This is a genomic window from Martelella sp. FLE1502 (assembly GCF_053484255.1).
The window spans coordinates 1-19,562 of sequence record NZ_JBAKFQ010000008.1; the positions used below are offsets into that span (position 1 = coordinate 1).

Annotated in this window: 10 protein-coding genes; 2 read left to right on the forward strand and 8 right to left on the reverse strand. The window is 61.2% G+C overall.

Annotation, left to right across the window (positions count from 1 at the left end):
* From V6767_RS08900 to V6767_RS08910, 3 genes are all read right to left on the reverse strand, one after another.
* A partial coding sequence (locus V6767_RS08900; protein WP_448473141.1) for a beta strand repeat-containing protein occupies positions 1 to 11,279 on the reverse strand: 11,279 nt, incomplete at its 3' end.
* A 363-nt stretch (positions 11,280 to 11,642) separates the two neighbouring features.
* A complete protein-coding gene (locus V6767_RS08905; protein ID WP_448473142.1) occupies positions 11,643 to 11,903 on the reverse strand; it encodes a hypothetical protein in 261 nt (86 codons plus the stop codon).
* A 173-nt stretch (positions 11,904 to 12,076) separates the two neighbouring features.
* The gene (locus V6767_RS08910) at positions 12,077 to 13,024 is read right to left on the reverse strand and encodes a DMT family transporter (protein WP_448473143.1); all 948 of its coding nucleotides are present in this window, start codon (positions 13,022 to 13,024) and stop codon (positions 12,077 to 12,079) included.
* A 133-nt stretch (positions 13,025 to 13,157) separates the two neighbouring features.
* Between V6767_RS08910 and V6767_RS08915 the strand changes: the two genes are divergently transcribed.
* Positions 13,158 to 13,301 (forward strand): hypothetical protein, encoded by a 144-nt coding sequence (locus tag V6767_RS08915; protein WP_448462648.1) that lies wholly within the window; start codon positions 13,158 to 13,160, stop codon positions 13,299 to 13,301.
* A 39-nt stretch (positions 13,302 to 13,340) separates the two neighbouring features.
* Here V6767_RS08915 and V6767_RS08920 read toward each other — a convergent pair whose 3' ends face one another.
* Positions 13,341 to 14,126 carry an SDR family oxidoreductase gene (locus tag V6767_RS08920; RefSeq protein WP_448473144.1) on the reverse strand — a complete coding sequence of 262 codons (786 nt, stop codon included), beginning with the start codon at positions 14,124 to 14,126 and terminating at the stop codon, positions 13,341 to 13,343.
* A 21-nt stretch (positions 14,127 to 14,147) separates the two neighbouring features.
* Here V6767_RS08920 and V6767_RS08925 point away from each other — a divergent pair, with 21 nt between their 5' ends.
* Positions 14,148 to 15,041 (forward strand): alpha/beta hydrolase family protein, encoded by an 894-nt coding sequence (locus V6767_RS08925; RefSeq protein WP_448473145.1) that lies wholly within the window; start codon positions 14,148 to 14,150, stop codon positions 15,039 to 15,041.
* Between the two features lie 75 nt (positions 15,042 to 15,116).
* Here the strand turns inward: V6767_RS08925 and V6767_RS08930 are convergent, their stop codons facing one another.
* From V6767_RS08930 to V6767_RS08945, 4 genes are all read right to left on the reverse strand, one after another.
* Positions 15,117 to 16,193, reverse strand: coding sequence for an ABC transporter ATP-binding protein (locus V6767_RS08930; protein ID WP_448473146.1), 1,077 nt, complete (start codon positions 16,191 to 16,193; stop codon positions 15,117 to 15,119).
* Between the two features lie 9 nt (positions 16,194 to 16,202).
* Positions 16,203 to 17,255: a carbohydrate ABC transporter permease gene (locus tag V6767_RS08935; protein ID WP_448473147.1), complete on the reverse strand. Its 1,053-nt coding sequence runs from the start codon at positions 17,253 to 17,255 to the stop codon at positions 16,203 to 16,205.
* Positions 17,252 to 18,217: a carbohydrate ABC transporter permease gene (locus V6767_RS08940; RefSeq protein WP_419197446.1), complete on the reverse strand. Its 966-nt coding sequence runs from the start codon at positions 18,215 to 18,217 to the stop codon at positions 17,252 to 17,254. Before V6767_RS08940 ends, V6767_RS08935 begins: the two co-directional genes overlap by 4 nt.
* 71 nt (positions 18,218 to 18,288) lie before the next feature.
* Positions 18,289 to 19,551 (reverse strand): ABC transporter substrate-binding protein, encoded by a 1,263-nt coding sequence (locus tag V6767_RS08945; RefSeq protein ID WP_448473148.1) that lies wholly within the window; start codon positions 19,549 to 19,551, stop codon positions 18,289 to 18,291.
* Between the last annotated feature and the right edge of the window lie 11 nt (positions 19,552 to 19,562).

Sequence of the window (19,562 nt, forward strand, 5' to 3'; positions counted from 1 at the left end):
GCGCCGTCCATCGACGACCAGGCGCCGTAACCCGCGGCCCAAACGCCAATGCCGCTATTGTCCTCCTCGAACGGCCCGAACGGGGTCGCAACCGGCGCGGCGGCGGCATAATTGCTCACCGACGAGACACCGGAACCGGTCGCAACGCGTCCCATCGAACCGCGAACCTGCGAGCCCGTCGCGTCCCGCAGATAACGACTGCCGGAAATCATGGCCGCATCGCTCGAGGCATAGGCATCGCCCGAAAGCTGACCAAGCAGCGATTCGCCCTCATCCTTCGGAACGCTCATCACATTGCCATAAAGCTCATCACCCTCGCCAAGACCATCAACCGCCTCAAGAACACCGCAAGATCCGCGCGTAAGCGTGCCGCAAACATCAAGCAGTTGGCTTTTCTGTACTACAAAGTTCACAACCAGCCCCCCACTGTCCTTAACAAAGCCCGTCGTATAGCCGAGATAAGGCTTTCGGTAGGAGATGGACCCGTAATTCAACGTCCCCTCGCTGACGATTACAGGGTACTGCGCATTATGAGGACTGCCGCTCAAATCCACGCGGGCGTTCACGCCGTTGCCGATCGTCACATCACCGCTCACTGTAATCTTGCTTGCCGTGTTGGTATCGAGATCGACCGCGATATCGATGGTGGAGCCGGCTGCGAGGGTCAGGCCCTCGGCCTGAACGGAGGCAACGGGGAACTTGCCTAGCCCCCCATCAACACCCACCTGCAGCTTGCCGCCGCTGACGACGTTGATCTTTCCGAAGGTCCCGTACCCCTGGAGCACCGCTCCGTTTGCGACGTTGATCACGCCGCCGAGCCCGGCAGACGATTCGGCGTTCGCGGGGCCGGTGATATTCAAGGTGCCGATATTGAGATTGGTGGTTCCGGTAAAGCCATTGCTTTTTCCGGACAGGTTGAGAGAACCCGACGCGTTGATGTTAAACGTGCCCTCGCCGGAAATCGCGCCGTCGAAAACGGAACGTCCGCCCGCATTGAAGTTCCATGTTGCCGCGGACTGGATCTCGATGTCGCCGGGGACGCCGCCGGCGGTCCCCGTGGTCAGCGTGCCGGCCTCGACCTGCGTAAAGCCCGCATAGGTACTGTCGGTCTTCAGAACGAGTTCGCCATCGCCTGTTTTGACAAGCCCGGCCGACCCCGTCAGCGGCAGGTTGATCTCGACCTTTACGGAACTGTCGGTGTCGCCGACATCAATGACCGTAAAGACCGATGCCCCGCCGAGAGTGAGCACATCATTGTTGCCGTTGTCGGTGATCACATATCCGTCGGTAAGGAACTTCATGCCGCCAACCACGACCGATTCCGCCTGGGAATCCACCCTCACCGTGCCGGCGCGGCCCTGGAATACCGCCGTAGTGCCGTAAGTCCACGCACCGTTGTTCACGCCGTTTTCATCGGACCAGTTCTGTCCGGTATCGGCAGTCCAGGTTCCGTCGCCACCGAAATCCGCGGCGACCGAGATATCGGGATGCCAGTAGGCCAGATCTGGTGTGTTGGTGATCAGGTAGACACCCTTGTTGAAGACTTCGATGAAATAATCCGGATTGAACGGAGAGACCGTCATGATCGAAGGATCGCTGCCCGGCGCCTGTGTCGTGAACGAAATCAACAGGTAGTCGCCGACAAGGCTGTCGGTGCTGCCCGCCGTCACCGAGATATCGACCTCGCCGCCCTTGACGTTCAGCGTATCGGTGACGAAGAGCGGCGTCGCGGTATTCGGCGTTCCTGGATTGAGCTCGACGGCCAGGTGCGAACCGGCTTCAAAAACGAGCGCGGAACCCGCAGTCAGCGGCGGAGAATTTGTAACCGACCCCTGCAGCGTACCGCCGCTTTCCACCGTCACCGTGCCGCCGATCTTCCCGATGCCGGTGAGCGTGCCGCCTGATTGCACATTGGTGTTTCCGAAGAAACCCCGGCTGTCGCTATTGAGCACGGCAGTACCGCTTTCGATATTGAACGCCGCCGGCGTTCCGGCCGTGTTGACGCTTGAAGAAATAACGTTTCCGGAAGAAAAGGTAACCGTTCCGGTGGCGTTCACCGCGAGGATGGCCCCCTCCGAGACCGCGATCTCGCCATCCACGGAGCCGCCGTCTCCAAAGGCAAGTTTGCCTGCCGAGACCGTCGTGCCATTGCCATAGTGGTTTTCAGCCGTCAGTTTCAACGTACCCGCGCCGTTCTTGATCAGACCGGAAGAGGTGCCGGTCAGCGGGACGTCAAGCGTCACGGTATCCGTGGCCGAGGTGACCTTCGCAAAGACGAGCGGCCCGGTGAGGGTCAATACGTCCGTCGACGGATCCTTGGCGCTCAGAACATAGGGCCCCTTATTGAACTCCAGGCCGCCGACGGTAATCGCGCCGTTCGTGGTGTCGACGGTCACGCTGCCGCTCTGGCCTTCGAATATCGCCGTGACGCCGGCATCCCAGGGGCCGTGGGTGGTTCCCGCGGCGTCGGACCAGTTGTTGCCGCCGCTCGCTGTCCAGGTTCCCTTGCCGCCGAAGGTGGACGGACTGGCCGATTGATTGGGGTTCCAGTAGTCGCCATCGCTCGCCACGCCCCCGGTGACATGCAGAAAGATCGTGCCGGGCCTGATGGTGGTATCGATCGCGTAGTTTGGATTGGATTGCACGATCTTGAAGGTGCTCAGATCACCGCCCGGCGACAGCGTGGTGTAATGTATAAGGTCGTAGTAGCCGGGGCCGAGCGTACTGCCTCCGAGCGTTCGCACATCGACATGGATGGTTCCAGCGGACGTTGTCGGCACGCTTAGGGCAGCGGCGACGAACAGGGGAAACTGATTGTTCACCGTCTCTGGCGAAAGATAGACAAGAACGGTGGAGCCGTCATCCAGTTCAAGCGTGCCCTTGACGTCCAGAACGCTGTTATAGCTGGTGTTGGGCGGAATGGTTACGCTGCCGAAATTCGCTATGACGCCGCCAGACTGGACAGCGATGGTGCTGTACCCGCTTCCCACGGTTCCCGTTCCCGAAAGCGTGCCGCCGGAGGCAACGACGAAGTCGCCGCCAAGATGCGGCACTCCTGTCGGGTCATACAGCAGGTTCAGTACGCCGCCCGAGATCGTCGTCTTGCCCTTGAAGTTCGAATTGCTTGAGCCGGCCAGGAAATTCGTGGTTCCGGCAATGTGCCTGACCTCTGCCGTGGACGTGGAAGCCTGGAAACCCGACCCGAAATTATACGGCGCGGCCAGCGGGGATGTATGGTTGAAGACAAGCGTTGCCGTCCCCGGCCCGAAGGAGATGCTGCCGACGTCGAGATTGCCCGCCGCCTGTGCCGCATCACTCTCGGCCGCGCCGATATTCAACGCCGCTGTCTCGCCGCTGCTGAGCGTAAGGTCGATTGTGGACCTCGTCGTCAGCAGACCGTTGTTGGTAAGCGTCAGCGATCCAACTGAGGGCAAGCCGCCGTTCTCGTCTTCGCCGATGGTAAAGTGGTCGCCGGCCAGCGCGCCGCTGAGGCTCAGCGTGCCACCGCCATAAACGAAGATGTCGCCGTCAAATGTGCTCGAATCGCCTGAAAAGTCGAGCACGCCCGGCCCGCTGACAGTGAAATTGCCCGTCCCCGTCATGTCATTGACGAAAGGCGACGTGGACGTCACCTCGACGGCCAGCGTACCGAGAGCCGTGACCTCGATGTCGCCCTGAACGGTGCCGTTGAGCGCGGATGCCGCATTGCCGAGCTGTAGCTTGCCCGTCGTGATCTTCGTGCCGCCGGTATAGGTGTTGTCCGCCGTCAGGATCAGCGTGCCGGTTCCCGTCGTTTCCAGACCGGCGGTTCCCCTCAACTGCACGCCGATCGAAGCGGTGTCGGTGATCGCGCCTTCAACGTTGATCGCGGTGAAGTTGCTCGAAGGATTGGCAGGCAGAACGAGGGTGATGGCATCGGCCGAAGGCGATGTCGTCGGAACCAGCTCATAGCCGGAAACCTTGAAATCCATGCCCGTCACCTGGATCTGAGGACTGCCCGAGCCGTCCACCGTCACCGTGCCGGAATTTGTCATGAAGATCGCGTTGTTCGGCGAGACCCAGTCATAAACGGTCTGGCCGTCGCTGCTCACCCAGTTGGTCTGATCCACATCGACCTTCCAGATGCCCGTCCCGCCAAGGACGCCCGATGTCGGCGACAGATGGGGACCGTTCCAGTAGAGATCGGTATAGGTCGGCGTCTCGTAGACGGAAAGGACAACCGATGCACTGCCGGGATAGGTGATATCGAACTTTTTCGTCAGACTGCCATGATAGTATATCTTGCTGTTCGCCTCGTCGAACGGCGTTGAAAGGTCCATGAAGTTGCCGGCGGTTATCAGCGTGTAGTCGCCGTAATCGCCGGTGATATAGACGGTAAGCGTGCCGCCGGTTGTGAGCTGGCCGTCAACCGCCACGCGATCGTTGTTTCCGCCGGCCCCGGCGGGATCATCGGTCGACATCTCGAACACGACATTGGCAGTGGCATTCAGAACAAGATTGCCGAGAATTGTCAGCGTGCCGTAATTGGGCAGGTTGGTGGAAGGTACGTTTACCGACAGGTCGCCCGGCGAAAGATTGGCGGTGGGGCTGCCCGCAACATCGCCGACGGTCACGACCGAACCATCAGTTGAGATCGTACCGGTACCCGAAAGCGTGCCCTCGGTAACCCTGAAATTGCCGCCGAGCGTGCCCGTGACGTTGAAAACAGTTGGAGAAAATGAACTCTTGGTTGTGTCAGCGGTCGACCACGAGATATCCACAACACCGTCAAACGCCGACCCGTCCCCCGAATAAGTGGTGAAGCCCTGCAGTGCGCTGATGGTATTGTCGCCCCCGCCGGGAGCGGTGATGTCGACATCGAAATCATACGCGTCGGTCGGAAGCTCCCGCGCGTCGAACACCAGTTTGCTGTTGCCGCCGCCAAAGGCAAGTTCCTGGGCGACGACCGTACCGTAACTATAGTTGATGCCGGAGGACATAGAGTACCCCCCGATGTAAAGTGTACCAGCCCCCGAACCGGTGGGGTTGTCGGAACCGAGGGTGATCTTCCCGGTCGCAGCGGAGAGCGTACCTTTCGACTGTACATAGACCCCTACCGTACCGTTGTCGCCATTGCCGATTGAAATGTCTCCGGTGCCCGTCGACAAGCCTCCCCCCCCGCCCCCAACAGCCACCGTGACATTGGTATTGTTGGCATCGCCGATTCTGATATCGCCGTCTTCGGCGGACATCACCCCAGTGGAACCGGTAACCGAAAGAGTAGCAACCGAGCCAATCTCATTGCCCACGACAATAGGTCCAGCGCCAAGAACCTTCAAACTGCCTTGCACGTACAGGGCCCCTCCTTGAGAACCATCGGCTGAATCGTTCCGGTCGCCAACGATGATTTCGTCGGTGACGGTGACCTGCGTTTGATCGATTGCCAAGCTAGCCTGATAGAGAGCATTGGGATTTTCCGGATCCTTTACGCCGACGATAAGCGTTTCCATGTTAATTCCCGGAGAAGCGGCGCCGAAGTAGAGAAGGCCGCCATAAAAGGCAGTATTGGTCGAATTGTAGACGATAATCGTGCCATCGAATCCCGTGCCGTCTCCTGCATACGTCGTGGACATCTCGGTGCCAGCCAAACCGGTCGCAAAAGTTCCCGTTCCCGTCAGGGTGCTGGTGAGCGTTGACGACGCCTGCGTCAGCCGGAGCGTTCCCTCCTCGCCGATATTGATCGGCATGCTGACCGAATAGCCCTGCGCCGCCGTTCCGATCTGCAGCTCCCCGTCCCGGATATCGAGCGCGGCACCATAGCTGTTCGGAACGTTCAGGATCAGCTTGCCTTTGCCAACCTTGGTGATCGCGCCGGTGCCGTAGAGATAGGCATCCAGCGTTCCGGTGACGTTTTCGTCGACGCTGATATTGATCGGTTTGTTGATCTGCAATTGCTGGTTGCTGTCGCCCTGGATGAGATAACCGTCGGTCTGGAACTCCATGCCGGTGATCTTGATCGGCTCATAAACGCCCGTGCTGACTTCCGTATCGATCGTGACGGTGCCGGGGGTCTCCCCGGCAAAGATCGGGGTCTTGTTGTCGGTCCAGGGATAGGCGTCCGACCCGTCATCCTTGTCGGACCAGGTCTTGTGCTCGGTAAAGGACTGAGGTTTCCAGATGCCGCTGCCGCCCACGAGCACGCCGTTGCCAGGACTCGAGTCGCCGCCGTTCCAGTAAAGCGCGTCTCCGGGCGGTGCGTTGAAGATATTCAGGTAAACCTTGCCGGCTTCCGGGCTGCAGTCCGGATCCTGGGGGCAGATCTGATACTGGCCCGCCTGAAGCAGGCCGCCGTCGAAGGTGATGGACGGCGTTCCGCCGAACTGGTTGGACCGGGTCCCGGTGTAGGAAAACAGCGTGTAAGTGCCGTATTGATTGCCGTGGACCACGACCGTCAGATTGCTGCCGCCCAGATCCAGAGCGCCGTTGACCACCACGAGGTCGTTGCTGGCGCTGGCCCCGGACTGGTTGGCAAGGCTGAAATCGAACACGCTGGTGGCGTTCGCGCCGAGGATCAGATTGCCGGCAACCGTCAGAATGCCGTAGGCATTGCCCGATGCCCGCGCATCGCCGGGCGAAAGCCGCGAAGCCGAGGAGGCGCCGATCCTCAGATCGGTTCCCGCGCCGCCCAGCGTGGCGTTGTCGCCGGCCAGCGTGCCGCCATTGACGCTGATCGTGCCGCCAAGATCGCGCAGCACGTTGAAGGTGCCGTTCGAGACCGTCGTCTGGCCCGAATAGCCCGAATCATCCTTGAGGAAATTCACCGTGCCCGGGCCATTGATGCCGAAGGGCCCGTTCAGCCCGGAAATATCATTGCTGAAATCGACCGATTGCCCGGAGGGCGCGAACACATTGAGCGCGCCGGAGCCGGAAATCGCGCCGAAGACCGAGCCCGCACCGCTGGTGGAGCCGAGCTGCAGCGTGCCGCCGGAAATCGTGGTGCCGCCAGTGTAGCTGTTGGCGCTTCCGAGGATCAGCGTGCCCGACCCCGCCTTGACCAGGCTGATGCTGCCGCCACCGCTATTTTCGGTAAGCTGTGCATTGATCGTGGCGGTGCCGGTCGTCACGTTGATCGTCAGTGAATTCGACCCGCTGGCATTGCTCAACAGAATCTGGTCGCCCTGCAGAACATAACCGCTGGTCTGGAACACCATGCCCGCGATTTCGATCTGACCGTAAAGGTCGCTGACATTCACCGTGCCCGATTGCGAACCGGCGAAATAGGCAATGGATGTGCCGTTGTTGAGCCAGGCCGTGCGCGAGGCCACCGAGCCGCTGGAATCGGTCCAGTTGGTGTTCGCATTGTTCCACACGCCGCTGCCGCCGACGAGGCCATCGACGCTCTGCGAACCGCCGCCGTTCCAGTATTGCCCGATCGTGCCGTTGGAACTGAGCACGACCAGCCGCACCTGTTTGGAGGCATCGTGGTAGTCGATCGTCGAATTGCTGGGGATGTTGCCGGCGTTGAAGGTGCCGGTGCGCGAACCGCCATACGTGAACAAGGTATAGATGCCGGCGTTTGAGCCCGAAGCATTGATGGTGCCGCCGGCATAAAGGTCTTGATTCACATAGACATAAGCGCCGCTGCCAAGCGAGAAATTGCTGCTGGAACTGCCGGAAATCGACAGGGAGCCGCCTATCGTGAGCATGCCGCTCGGCGAGAGCGCTGCGTTGCTGATCGAGACGGTCGACCCGAAAGAGCCGACGGTGCCGTAACCGGCAAGTGTTCCGCTGTTGATATTGACGGTGCCGCCAAGCGCGCCGTTGATCGTGAAGGTGCCCGACGACTGGAAGTTGGTCGTGGCCGTGCGATTGCTGTTGACCGAGTTCGAAATCGAGACATTGCCGGCGATGATGTTGAAATTGCCCGCCAGGCCCGTGATGTTGTTCTGAAAGTCGACATTGCCGCTGGCATAGAGTTCCAGCACGCCCCCGCCGCTGATCGAACCGCCGACGCTGCCATTGTTCATGCCCGCTGCGCCAAGCTGCAGCGTGCCATCGTTGATTTGCGTGTTGCCGGATATCGTATTGTTCTGCGTCAGGATAAGCCGGCCATTGCCGGATTTGGTGAGCGCGCCCGCCGAAAGCACGAGATCGATGGTCGCAACGCTGCCGCCGACATCGATCTGCGGCGTGCTGCCGTCATTGGTTGCAAGCGAGAGACCGTTTCCGTTCAGCGTGTAACCGCTGGCGTCGAAATAGAGACCGTAGGCCGAAATGCCCGTCGAGCCGACATTGACGGTGCCGCTTCCGTTATAGAAGATCGCGGTCTTTCCGTTCACCCACGCGTTGGGTCGGTCGCCATTCGCGTTGGTCCAGTTCTTGTTGCCGCCATTCCAGGTGCCGCTGCCCCCCTGGCCGCGCGGCGTACCGGGATTGCTGCCGGTGCCGCCGTTCCAGTAATAATCCTGCTCCGGCAGCGTACCGTAGACGATCAGCACCACTTCCAGACTGTTGTTATAGTTTACGTCGAGCACAAAATCTTCGTCGGCCAGTGCCGAGCCGTTCTCCATGACGGTAATGCCATTGGCAAAGCTGAGCTGCTTGCTGGGCGGCGTTGAACCATAGGTGATCAGCGTATAGGGCGTATCCGTCTCACCCGAGAAATTGATCAATATGCTGCCCACGCCGTAAAATTCATTGTCAACAATCAGCTTGTCCTGGCCGGAGGCTGTGACATCCATGACGATATGACCGTAGTCGAGCTGGAAGACTTCGGCGTTGAACGTGCCGAGCGCGCCCGTCCCCTGACGGTAATCCCCCGGCGAGAAGACGGCAGTACCCGTGTCGAACTTGACCGTGGTCACCGAGCCGGTCCCCGCCAGGGTGCCGCCCTCACCGACGGTGAGCTCTCCCGGAAGACTGCCGAGCATGTTCAGGACTGCATGGTTGTAAACATTGGCGTCGGTCGTGGCTGCTCGAAGGTCGTTGTTTCCGGTGAAATTGATGACGCCTTGGCCGGACGACGGCCCATAAAAGCCGATACCGCCGCCAAAATCATTGATATCATTGCCGAAATCGACCGATGAACTGGTGAAGATACTCAGGCCGCCACTGCCGGTGATCTTGCCGCGCACCCCGCCGTTGCCGTGGGTCGCGTCGCCAAGCTGCAGCACGCCGGAGCGGATTTCCGTTTCGCCGGTGTAATCATTGTTCTCCGAGGTCAGAACCAGCGTGCCGCCGCCTTCCACGATCAGCCGCGTGTCGCTGTAGGTTTGCTTGAGGGCGACATCGATGGTGGCCGTCATGTTCGCGCCCGTTTCGATGACGACCGGACCATCGGTGCTGTCGAGAGAGATTGTCGAGCTGTTGTTGGAGGCAATCACATAGCCGTCGCGCGCAAACTCGATGCCGCCAACCCGGACATTGCTGGCAAGCGTAACGGCGCCGCCGCCGTTGCCCCCGAAAATCGGGGACTCGCCCTGCGTCCAGGGCGACAGGCCGGAGCCGGCGGCATTCGTCCAGTTGTTGTAGCTGGTATTCCAGACGCCGCCGCCGCCCTGGCCGCCGGCCACCGCCTGATTGCCCCCGGTGCCGCCGTTCCAGTAGGTAAGTGGCCCCGTAACCGCCCCGTAGACGATCAGCGTGACATCGGTATTGTTGTTGTAGGAAAGCTCGTATTCATTGGGCAGAAGCGTGCGCCCTCCGTCAGTCAGATCGGTGATCGTGACGGTGCCGAAACTGCCGGTTGAAGTTCCTTGCACATCGATAAGGGTATAGCGTTCGTTGTACGTGCCGTTGAACTGAACAGTCAGCGTTCCGGCGAGGGCGATGGAGCCGCTGCCGCCGGAATAGCTTGAGACGATAAACAAGTCGTTGTTGCCACTGGTAGACGATCCGCCAATTTCCGTGTGAAACGTACCGCCTGAGCCGAACGTCACTGGAAGCCAGCTTGTGAGCGTACCATAGTTAGCTCCGCCTGGATTAGCGGAAAGGTCACCCGGAGATAAGGTGCCGCCGGTAATCTCCAGCGTTGCACCATCGTAGTTCAAATTCCCGATTATCATGTCGTCGCCGGAAAGCGTACCGCCCTGAACCAGTATTTGCCCGGAATAATTATTGTGGTTGAAACTATCGTAAGGAAGCAGATTGAGCGTTCCTCCGCGAACCTGAATCTGTGGAGCCGTTTGCTGAGCGAGAGGCTTCAGTGTCGTGAAGCCATTCATCTGGACCACCGCATTGTTTGGATCAAAAGCTGACGAAGTCTGCTTCAGGTTGAGGCTTGTCACAAACGGGTTGGAAGCGGTGCTTACATGGTTGAACACGAGTTTGGCCGTGTGACCGGGCTGCGCAATTAGCCAGACTTGGCCGATTGAGACCGAAAAGTTCTGTCCCGCTGGATTTCCAGGATCCGCGCTGCCAATCCAGATCGCTCCGCTCTGATTCTCGTCGCCCACGGTCAAGGAATCGCTCGCCACGAACTCGCTATTACCACCAATGACGAGATTGCCATTGATCCTCGACGTCGATGAGCCAAGGTGCAACCTGGCGCCATCCTTTACAATCACGCTGGCCAACTGCGTCGAGAAAGGACCATAGCTACCCGTATCCCCCAGAAAGAGCGTCTCGACCGTAACATTTGTTCCAGAAGACGAAATCACTGCGGTTTGAGAATTACTGACGACAAACTGGTCGATGTCTACTTCCGCGCTGTCATCGAAGAGAATACTGCCGTTCGATCCGCCCGTGCCCGAAAGCAATAGTAGGTCACCAAAAATCGCGCGCGCCTTGTTGGTGACATGGAGATAGCCTGATCCAACAGGATAGCCGCTTGAATTCGTATATCCCACAAAAGTATCCGCGCCGCCACCAACGGTCAGCGATGTGCTCTGGTTGGTTACGGTGAGGCTCATATTGCCGCCACCCGGTGCGCCTCCGGCTGCGCCCGGCGAACCGATGTAGAGATTGCCGCCATTGGTGGTCACCTGGGCGCCGTCATCGATCGTAACGGTGTAATTCTGGCCGTTATAGGTGACGAAAGGCAGCGTCAATTCGCAGGGGCCGGGATCATCGAATGTGTATGTCGTGCTGCCGACGACGTCCGGCTGGCAGGCCACCGCCCATGCCTCGCTGCTGCCGGAAAGATAGACGCCCGATGCGCCGAGCAGGACAACGCCGGAAAACGCCGTGCCCGCGAGGAAGCGCGAAAGGCGCTTGCCGGCCGCCGAGCGCTCGGCGCCGCTCTGGTGCACCCGATCAACGGAATGATGAAATCCCTTCGAAACGCCCATAATGTCCCCCATGAAACGTCCACCCCGGACCGTCCTCCGGGCTGCTCGACTTGTTGAAATCGCAAGACGCGGCACCGCATCCGCAAAACTTTCGGGATATCGCCGAATACTGGCGAACCCCCATGAATCACATATCTGGCGCACCGAATTACTTGTATATATGCAAGTAATATATTTTCCATGACGATATTTATGTTTTCAATGAGGCGCAATATGCAAGTAATAAAATTCCTAAACTATTTTTAACATTTATATATGCTTGTAATCTAAAATATTACTTGGTTGAATTCGTTTCCCCCGGAATCCAAGACACGTCAGCAGAGAGGCTCCGCAGCGGCTTGCTGCGGAGCCTGCAAGGCATCAACGGGCATAAGGTCAGTTGTTGTTGATATAGCCGAGATCGATCAGCTTCGCCGTCCCGTCCGGCTGCACCTTGTAGGTCTTGGAGGCCGTCCAGCCGGCCCCGCCGCTGACCTGTGTGGTGAAGATGGTTCCGGGCGCGGAGATGCGGGCGATCTCCTGATCGGCGGTGGTCTGCTTCGCGCCGTACATGGTCGGGTTGAAGGGCTGGGCGGCCAGCGCCGCGCCGGAACCGATCATCAGGGTTGCGAGCGAAAGTGCAATGATCTTCTTCATGACAGTATTCCTCGGTTGTTGAGGCAGGCGGAGACAAATGTCTCGCCGCGGAGCGACTGACTACGCCCGATTGCAGCTTTCGGAAAATGAATATTCTGTTATTTTAGCATATTTTTCAATATGTTACGATAATTTAATCCGCCCAAAAAACCAGTCATGAACACAGGCGGACGTCATTTCGCCGCAATCCGGGTAGGCGACGGAGCGTCGGCCCGCGCCCGAGGCGCGCGCGCCGCCGTGACTGCGGCCGCCAGAATAAGCGCCATTCCGGCCATTTCGACCGGCGACGGAATTTGCCCAAAAAACGCAACGCCCCAGGCCGCTGCGAAAACCAGATAGGCATTGTCGAAAAGGCCGATCACCGGCGCGGGCGCCATGCGATAGGCCCCGGCCACCGACACCGTGATGATCATCAGAAACGCCGCCAGCAGGCCGAGCACCGCCCAGTCGACAGCGCCGAGCGCGGGCCAGACGCCGAAAATGAAACTGCCGTCGACGCCCGCTCCGGTCACCGAAAGTGCTGCGACAAGCCCGCCGCCGGCGACGACCAGCGCGACGTTGAGGTTGAACGCCATCGCCACCGGCTGCTCCGCCCGGCACCGGCTCCAGGTGATGATGGCGCTCATGGCGTAGCACAGCGCCGCGAGCAGCGGCAGAACGACATAGGGCGATGGCGAGGCAGCCGTCGGGTTGACGGCCAGAAACACGCCCACCGCCCCGGCAACCACCGCCGCCGCCCTGCGCAATCCAAGCGGCTCGCCCAACACCACCCGCGAGAGCAGCGCCATCCAGAGCGGCGCGGTGTAGTAGCAGGCGGCGGCCAGCGCCAGCGGAATTTCAGGCAGCGCCGCATAGTAAAAGAACCACATCGCCACTAGGCACAGGCTTCTGAGCGTAACCCATAGCGGACGGGTAGCGCGAAGCCCCCTGCCCCGCGCCCACGCCCACAGGCAAAGGAGAAAGCCAGCACCGAGCGAGCGCATGAGGATCAGCTGACCGAGGCTGTAATGCGCCCCGGTCAACTTCACCAGGGCGTCGGACAGTGACAGCAGCAGCACCGCAAAGGTGATCAGGGCAATACCGGTGAGCTGGCCGGATGCGTTCGTTTGTTGGGAAGACATTGCGGCACCAAAGCAGTTTTCACTTGTGGGCGGAAGTGAATTCCGGTGATGTATGCTTCAATACGACTGATGGAACCGCAAATGCCGCCGACCCGGCACAGGCGGTAACGGCAAGTGGGGAGGGAAAAACACGGTGATCAGGTTCTGTCTCGCAGCCTTGCTGGCGCTTTCAACCACGACCGCCGCCTTTGCCCATGGCGGCGGCTGCCGCAAGAGCTCGCCGCCCGGCCAATGCTGCCACATGGAGAAAAAAGTCGGCAAGGTGCACTGCCATTGAGGCGCTCGACCGGCAGGCAAACGCCCCAAGGGTAACCGCTCAGCGCGCCAGCCAGCCGCCGTCTACCGCCAGGATATGGCCGTTGAGATAGGCCGCTGCGGGCGAAGCCAGGAACAGGGCCGCGCCGGCGATATCCTCCGACTTTCCCCAGCGCCCGGCCGGAATGCGCTCGAGAATCTGCCGGGAACGCTCCGGGTCTTCGCGCAGCGCCTTGGTGTTGGCCGTGGCGATATAGCCCGGCGCGATCGCGTTGACCGTGACCCCGTGGGGCGCGAGTTCGTTGGCGAGCGCCTTGGTCAGGCCGGCGACGCCGTGCTTGGAAGCGGTATAGCCCGGCACGCGGATGCCGCCCTGAAACGACAGCAGCGACGCGGTCATGATGATCCGCCCCGAACCCTCCGCCTGCATTCGCCTTGCGGCGGCCTGAGACAGGAACCAGACGGCGTCGAGATTGGCCGAAAGCACTGCCCGCCAGTCGCTCTCCGCATGGTCGACAGCGTCGCCGCGCCGGATCGTGCCGGCATTGTTGACGAGGATCGAGATATCGCCCTCCAGGTTGTCCGCGGCTGCCTCCAAAAGATTCTCCGCCCCGACGGCGTCGATCGCGCCAAGATCGGCTGGGAGACGGGCAAAGGTGCGACCCGTCTCGCCGACAAGCCGCGCCGTCTCATCGCCCGGGTTCGAATGCACGGTGATCGCCACATCCGCCCCGGCTTCGGCCAAGGCAACGGCGATCGCCTGGCCGATGCCGCTTGCCCCGCCGGTGACCAGCGCGCGCTGGCCTTCAAGGCTGAACTGGTGTTTAAGATAGGTATCGATACTCATGGTCGGCTCTCCGGGTAAGTGATGGCACTAAGACAGGCCCTGCGTGAAAAGTTCGAGATCGGCGCGCATCCGCTGACGCTCACCGAATGCGTCGGCGTCAATCACGACGGGATGCGGTTGGAACGGCTTACCTTCGCCACCGCAAACGGTGAGAATGCGCGCGGCTTTCTGCTGCGCCCGCCCGGCGATGCACCGGTTCCGGCGATCCTCTATATCCATGCCCACGGCAACGCCTATGAGATCGGCGCGGACGAGCTTCTTTCCGGGCGCGGGGCGCTGCTCTCGCCGCTCGGCCCGGAATTCGCGCGCCGGGGCTATGCGGTGCTGATGGTCGAGCTGCCGGCCTTTGGCGCCCGCTCCTGCCCCGGTGAAAGCGCCCGCGCCAAGGCGGCACTCTGGAACGGCAAGAGCCTTGCCGGGCAGATGCTCGGCGAGCAGGCCGCCGCCTTCGAGTGGCTGGCCTCCCGCCCCGACATCATCGCCGACAGGATCGCCGTTTTCGGCATTTCCATGGGCGCGACCTTCAGCTACTGGCTGGCGGCCGCAGAACCCCGCCTCGCCGCGAGCGCGCATCTCTGCGCCTATGCCGATTACGCCGCGCTGATCGACGCCGGCAATATCGACCTCCACGGCATCTATCTCACCGTCCCCGGCCTTCTCGGCCTCGCCGGCAATGGCGAGATCGCCGGGCTGATCGCGCCGCGACCGCAGCTCATCGGCATCGGCGATCTCGATCCGCTGACGCCGCCGGCCGCCTTCGAAACTGCCTTTGACCAGACGCGACGCGCCTATGAAGAAGCGAGAGCGGCTGACCGGCTCGTTCTCGTGCGCGAGCCGGAGGCCGGCCATGTGGAAACGCCGGCGATGCGCGCAGCGGTGTTTGCCTTTCTCGACCGTCATATCGGCCTCGCCTGACTGCGGAATGCTCTATCTGTTTGTTTTTGCGCGCGTCCGGACGGAAAACCGGTATCCACTTTTCCTGGACGCGCTCTAGTTCACCCGCTGCTCGTCGCTGTTGAAGAGATGCACCCGCTCGGGATCGAAGCGCAGCGAAACATGCGTCGCCTCGGGATCGACAGCCCCGCCGCCAAAAACGGCCACCAGCTTCTGCCCGCCATCGGTGTTCGCATGAACGACGGTCTCCGGGCCGAGCGCCTCGATCAGCGTAACCTCCGCCTCGATTGCGTCCTCGCCGCCCTCCGAGAAATCATGCGGGCGGACCCCGAGCGTCGCGGCATCGCCGGACCTCAGCCCGCTGTCTTCGCAGGCAATCCGGGCGACGAGTCCGCCCGGTCCCTCGACATGGACAGCATCGGCTTCGACCGAAGTCACGGTGACCGGAACGAGATTCATGCGCGGCGCGCCGATGAAGCCGGCGACGAACAGGTTCGCCGGCCGGTGGAACAGGTCCAGCGGCTTGCCGATCTGCTCGATCCTGCCGGCGCGCATCACCACGATCCGGTCGGCCAGCGTCATCGCCTCGACCTGATCATGGGTGACATAGACCATGGTGGTCGTCAGCCGCTCGTGCAGGCCCGAAAGCTCGGCCCGCATGGTGATGCGCAGTTCGGCATCGAGATTGGAAAGCGGCTCGTCAAGCAGGAAGGCCGTCGGGTTGCGCACCACCGCCCGGCCGATCGCCACGCGCTGCTTCTGCCCGCCCGAAAGCTGGCCCGGCCGGCGGTCGAGATAGGGCCCGATTTCCAGCATGCGCGCGGCCTCCTGGATCCGGCTCTCGATCTCCGGCTTGGGCATATGGATGTTTTCCAGCCCGAAGGCGAGGTTCTGGCGCACCGTCATATGCGGATAGAGCGCATAGGACTGGAACACCATGGCAAGCCCGCGATCGGCGGCCGACGCCTTTGTCACGTCCTTGCCGTCGATGATGATCTCGCCGGAGGTGGGCTTGTCGAGACCGGCGATCAGGCGCAGCAGCGTCGATTTTCCGCAGCCCGACGGGCCCACCAGAACCGTGAACTCGCCATCCGGAATATCGAGATTGATGTCGTGCAGGACCTTGAGTTTGCCATAAGCCCGATCAACCTTGTTCAGCGTTATCTGTCCCATGATGGCACCCTATTTCAGTCCGGAACCGGCGATGCCGGAAGTGATGAAGCGTTGCAGGAAGACGAAGACCAGCACGACCGGAATCATGGTCACCACCGTCATCGCCAGAATGTAGTGCCACTGGACGTTCAGCTCGCCGGCATAGGTATTGAGCCCGACCTGGAGCGTGTAGACCTCCTTCGAGGACAGCACGACCAACGGCCAGAGGAAGTCGTTCCAGCGCCAGACCACCGAGAAGATCGCGAGCACCGCCAGAGCGGGCGCCGCCAGCGGCAACACGATGCGCCAGTAGATCTGCCATTCCGACGCATTGTCCATGCGCGCGGCGTCCAGCAATTCGTCGGGAATCGTCAGCATGTACTGGCGCAGCAGGAACACGCCCGTGGGCGTCGCCACCGTCGGCAGGATCACGCCCCAGAGCGAGTTGTAGAGGCCGACGGCGCTGACGACCGAATAGAGCGGCACCAGCAGCACCGACAGCGGCACCATCAGCGTGCCGACGATCAGCATCAGCACCGCATCGCGTCCGCGGAACTTGTATTTCGAGAGCGCAAAGGCCGCCATCGAATTGGTGATCAGCGTGATCAGCGTCGCCATCAGGGTCACGAACACGGAATTGCGCAGATAGAGCAGGAAGTCATTGCTCTCCAGCGGGGTAACGTAGTTCTCCGTGGCAAAGCCGATCTCGCGCACCGGCGTGCGCTCGGCGATATTGACCTTGATGATCTCGCCGGGATCGGCGGGATCGACCATCTGCGCGACGATGCCGATGCGGCGCACCTCGGCGAGCACTCTGGTCGAGCCGTCCGGCAGCGTCACGTCATAAAGATTGAGCGGCTGGTCATAGCCCTCGACCTCCACCTGCTGGCTGACATAGGGGAGGATGGTGGGCGGGAACTCGGCAAGCTGCGCCGGCGATTTGAAGGAGGAAAACACCAGCCACAGCGCCGGGCCGAACATGATGATCAGCCCGCCGATGAGCCAGACCCATGTGACGATATCCGTCCAGTGCCAGCCATCGCCGCCCCGACGGCGGAACAGGAACTTCGAAACGGCACTCATTCGCGCGCTCCCTTCTGTTCATTGCGCCGCCCAAGGCCGAGCTGCACCAGCGTGAGAACCACCAGCACCAGCCCCATCATGATCGAGGCAGCAGCGGCAAGACCCGGATTGCGTAGCAGCGAGGCAAAGCCGACCTCGTAGATATATTGGGTCAAATACATGGTGGAGGTGCCCGGACCGCCGCCGGTCAGCACATAAACCTCATCGAATATCTGCACGGCGCGGATCAGCGACAGCACGATGACCACCAGAAGGTTGGGCATCAGCAGCGGCAGGGTGATCCGCCAGAACACCCGCGCCGGCTTGGTGCCGTCCATCTCGGCGGCCTCGTAAAGATCGCGCGGGATCGCCTGAAGACCGGCGAGCAGGATCAGCGTGAAAAAGCCCATATGCGCCCAGACCGAAACAGAGACCGCCGCCGTGAAGGCCGGCAGGCGCTCGGTCAGCCAGTCATGGGTATCGGCGCCGAATGTGTAGAGAACGTAGTTGAGCAGGCCCTGACGCTGCAGGATCCAGCGCCAGATCAGGCCGACGACCACGGGCGACAGCAGCACGGGGAAGAAGAACACCGCCCGCCAGAAGCCCCTGCCCGCGATCTTGCGGTTGAGGATCAGCGCGGTGATCATCGCCGTCAGCGTCATCAGCGAGACCTGGAAGAACACGAAGATCGCAGTGTTCTGCGCCGCCTTCCAGAACAGATCCTCGCGGCAGGTGCCGGGATCGAGATAATTTCCGCAATCGAGAAGCCGGCCATATTGCTCGAGACCGACAAAGGTCCGGTCGGCCAGGAAATAGGCCGAGCCGGAGGTCATCGAATAGAAGAAGTTCATGACCAGCGGGATCAGCACGAACACGCCGAAAATCGCCATGTTCGGCGCCAGGAAGAACGCCGCCATGCCGCCGGTGCCCGTGGCCCGTTGCCAGACCTTGAGCGGCGGGTTCAAAAGCGCGGCCAGCCACATGACCGGCGCCGTGATAACGGAGCCGGTCATGCGCTTTATGTCGGACAGGTTCGCCACTTTTCCGCGCTAGCCTACTGCTGGACCTTGTCGGCGATATCCTGGTCGATACGCGTCCAGGCTTCGTCGAGGGTCAGTTCACCGGCCATGACCTGGCTGATGCGGGTGACGAGCGCGCCGTAATAGGCCGACGCCCACTTCCATGCCGGCAGCGCGTCGGCGGCGGGCAGCGTTTCCGCCGAGGACTTGACGAAGGCATCGAGCGCCGGGCCGACATTCTTGTCGTCGGTATCCCAGTTCAGGCCGCCTTCGGCAACCACGCCCTTGTGCGCCGGCAGGAACAGGGTGCGCTCGGAGAACTCCTTCACGATCTCGGGGCTCGCCAGATATTCCATGACCTTGGCGACGTCTTCCGGGTTCTTGGTGTATTTGATGCCGACGAGCGCTGCGCCGCCCTTGAGGCCAGAGCAACCCGCCGTGCCGCAGGGCGAACCGATCGCCACCCAGTCAAAGGCGTCGCCGATCTTGGTGGAGAGGTTGGCGACCTGCCAGCTACCCGAATAGTAGAACGGGATCTGGGCGTTGATGAAATCGTCGGCAGCCGCGCGATAGGTGGAGCCTGCGGCCGATACCCAGGTATCCTTCAGCATCAACCCGTCATTGGTCCAGTTGACGAGCTTGGTTCCGAAGGTCTTGGTGCCCTCATCGACCGGGGCCGGCATACCATCGGGGCCGATATAGTTTGCGCCGTAAGAGACGTTCGGGCCGGAAATACGATGGCCGGAACGGTCGATGGCGAAGGCCGCCGCCGTCTGCTGGCTCTTGGCGACTTCGGCCGAGGCATTGACCCAGTCATCCCAGGTGGCCTTGTCGCCCGGCAGATCGACACCCGCCTGCTCGAACAGCGTCTTGTTGGCGAAGCCGCCGGTGAGCGTGAGCTGGGTCATGAAGCCGGTAATGGCATCCGAACCATCAGGGCGCATCCAGTCGGCCTGCGCGCCGAAATTCTCCTCCCAATAGGCCGGATCGGAAAGATAGGGCCGCAGATCAAGCCAGTGATCGGCCAAAGCCTTGAGATCGGTGACGCGGGCAATATCGGGGCCCTGGCCGGCTTCGAGCTGAATCGGAAGCTGTTCCTGGATCACCTTGTAGGCAACGTTGTCGAGCGTGACGTTGATATCCGGATTGTCCTTTTGAAAGCGGTCGATAAGGTCCTGCATGACCTCGCCCTCGACGCCGTCCGAATACCACATGATGCGCACATCGCCCGCGAACGCCGATGTCGAGGCCATGAACCCCGCCGCGACGATGGACAGAATGCTGACAGCATTTTTCATATCATTTTCCT

What these genes read in the sequence shown, in the direction of transcription:
- V6767_RS08905 (WP_448473142.1), bottom strand. Translation starts at nt 11,903, where the DNA reads ATGAAGAAGATCATTGCACTTTCGCTCGCAACCCTGATGATCGGTTCC.
- V6767_RS08910 (WP_448473143.1), bottom strand. Translation starts at nt 13,024, where the DNA reads ATGTCTTCCCAACAAACGAACGCATCCGGCCAGCTCACCGGTATTGCC.
- V6767_RS08920 (WP_448473144.1), bottom strand. Translation starts at nt 14,126, where the DNA reads ATGAGTATCGATACCTATCTTAAACACCAGTTCAGCCTTGAAGGCCAG.
- V6767_RS08925 (WP_448473145.1), top strand. Translation starts at nt 14,148, where the DNA reads ATGGCACTAAGACAGGCCCTGCGTGAAAAGTTCGAGATCGGCGCGCAT.
- V6767_RS08930 (WP_448473146.1), bottom strand. Translation starts at nt 16,193, where the DNA reads ATGGGACAGATAACGCTGAACAAGGTTGATCGGGCTTATGGCAAACTC.
- V6767_RS08935 (WP_448473147.1), bottom strand. Translation starts at nt 17,255, where the DNA reads ATGAGTGCCGTTTCGAAGTTCCTGTTCCGCCGTCGGGGCGGCGATGGC.
- V6767_RS08940 (WP_419197446.1), bottom strand. Translation starts at nt 18,217, where the DNA reads ATGTGGCTGGCCGCGCTTTTGAACCCGCCGCTCAAGGTCTGGCAACGG.
- V6767_RS08945 (WP_448473148.1), bottom strand. Translation starts at nt 19,551, where the DNA reads ATGAAAAATGCTGTCAGCATTCTGTCCATCGTCGCGGCGGGGTTCATG.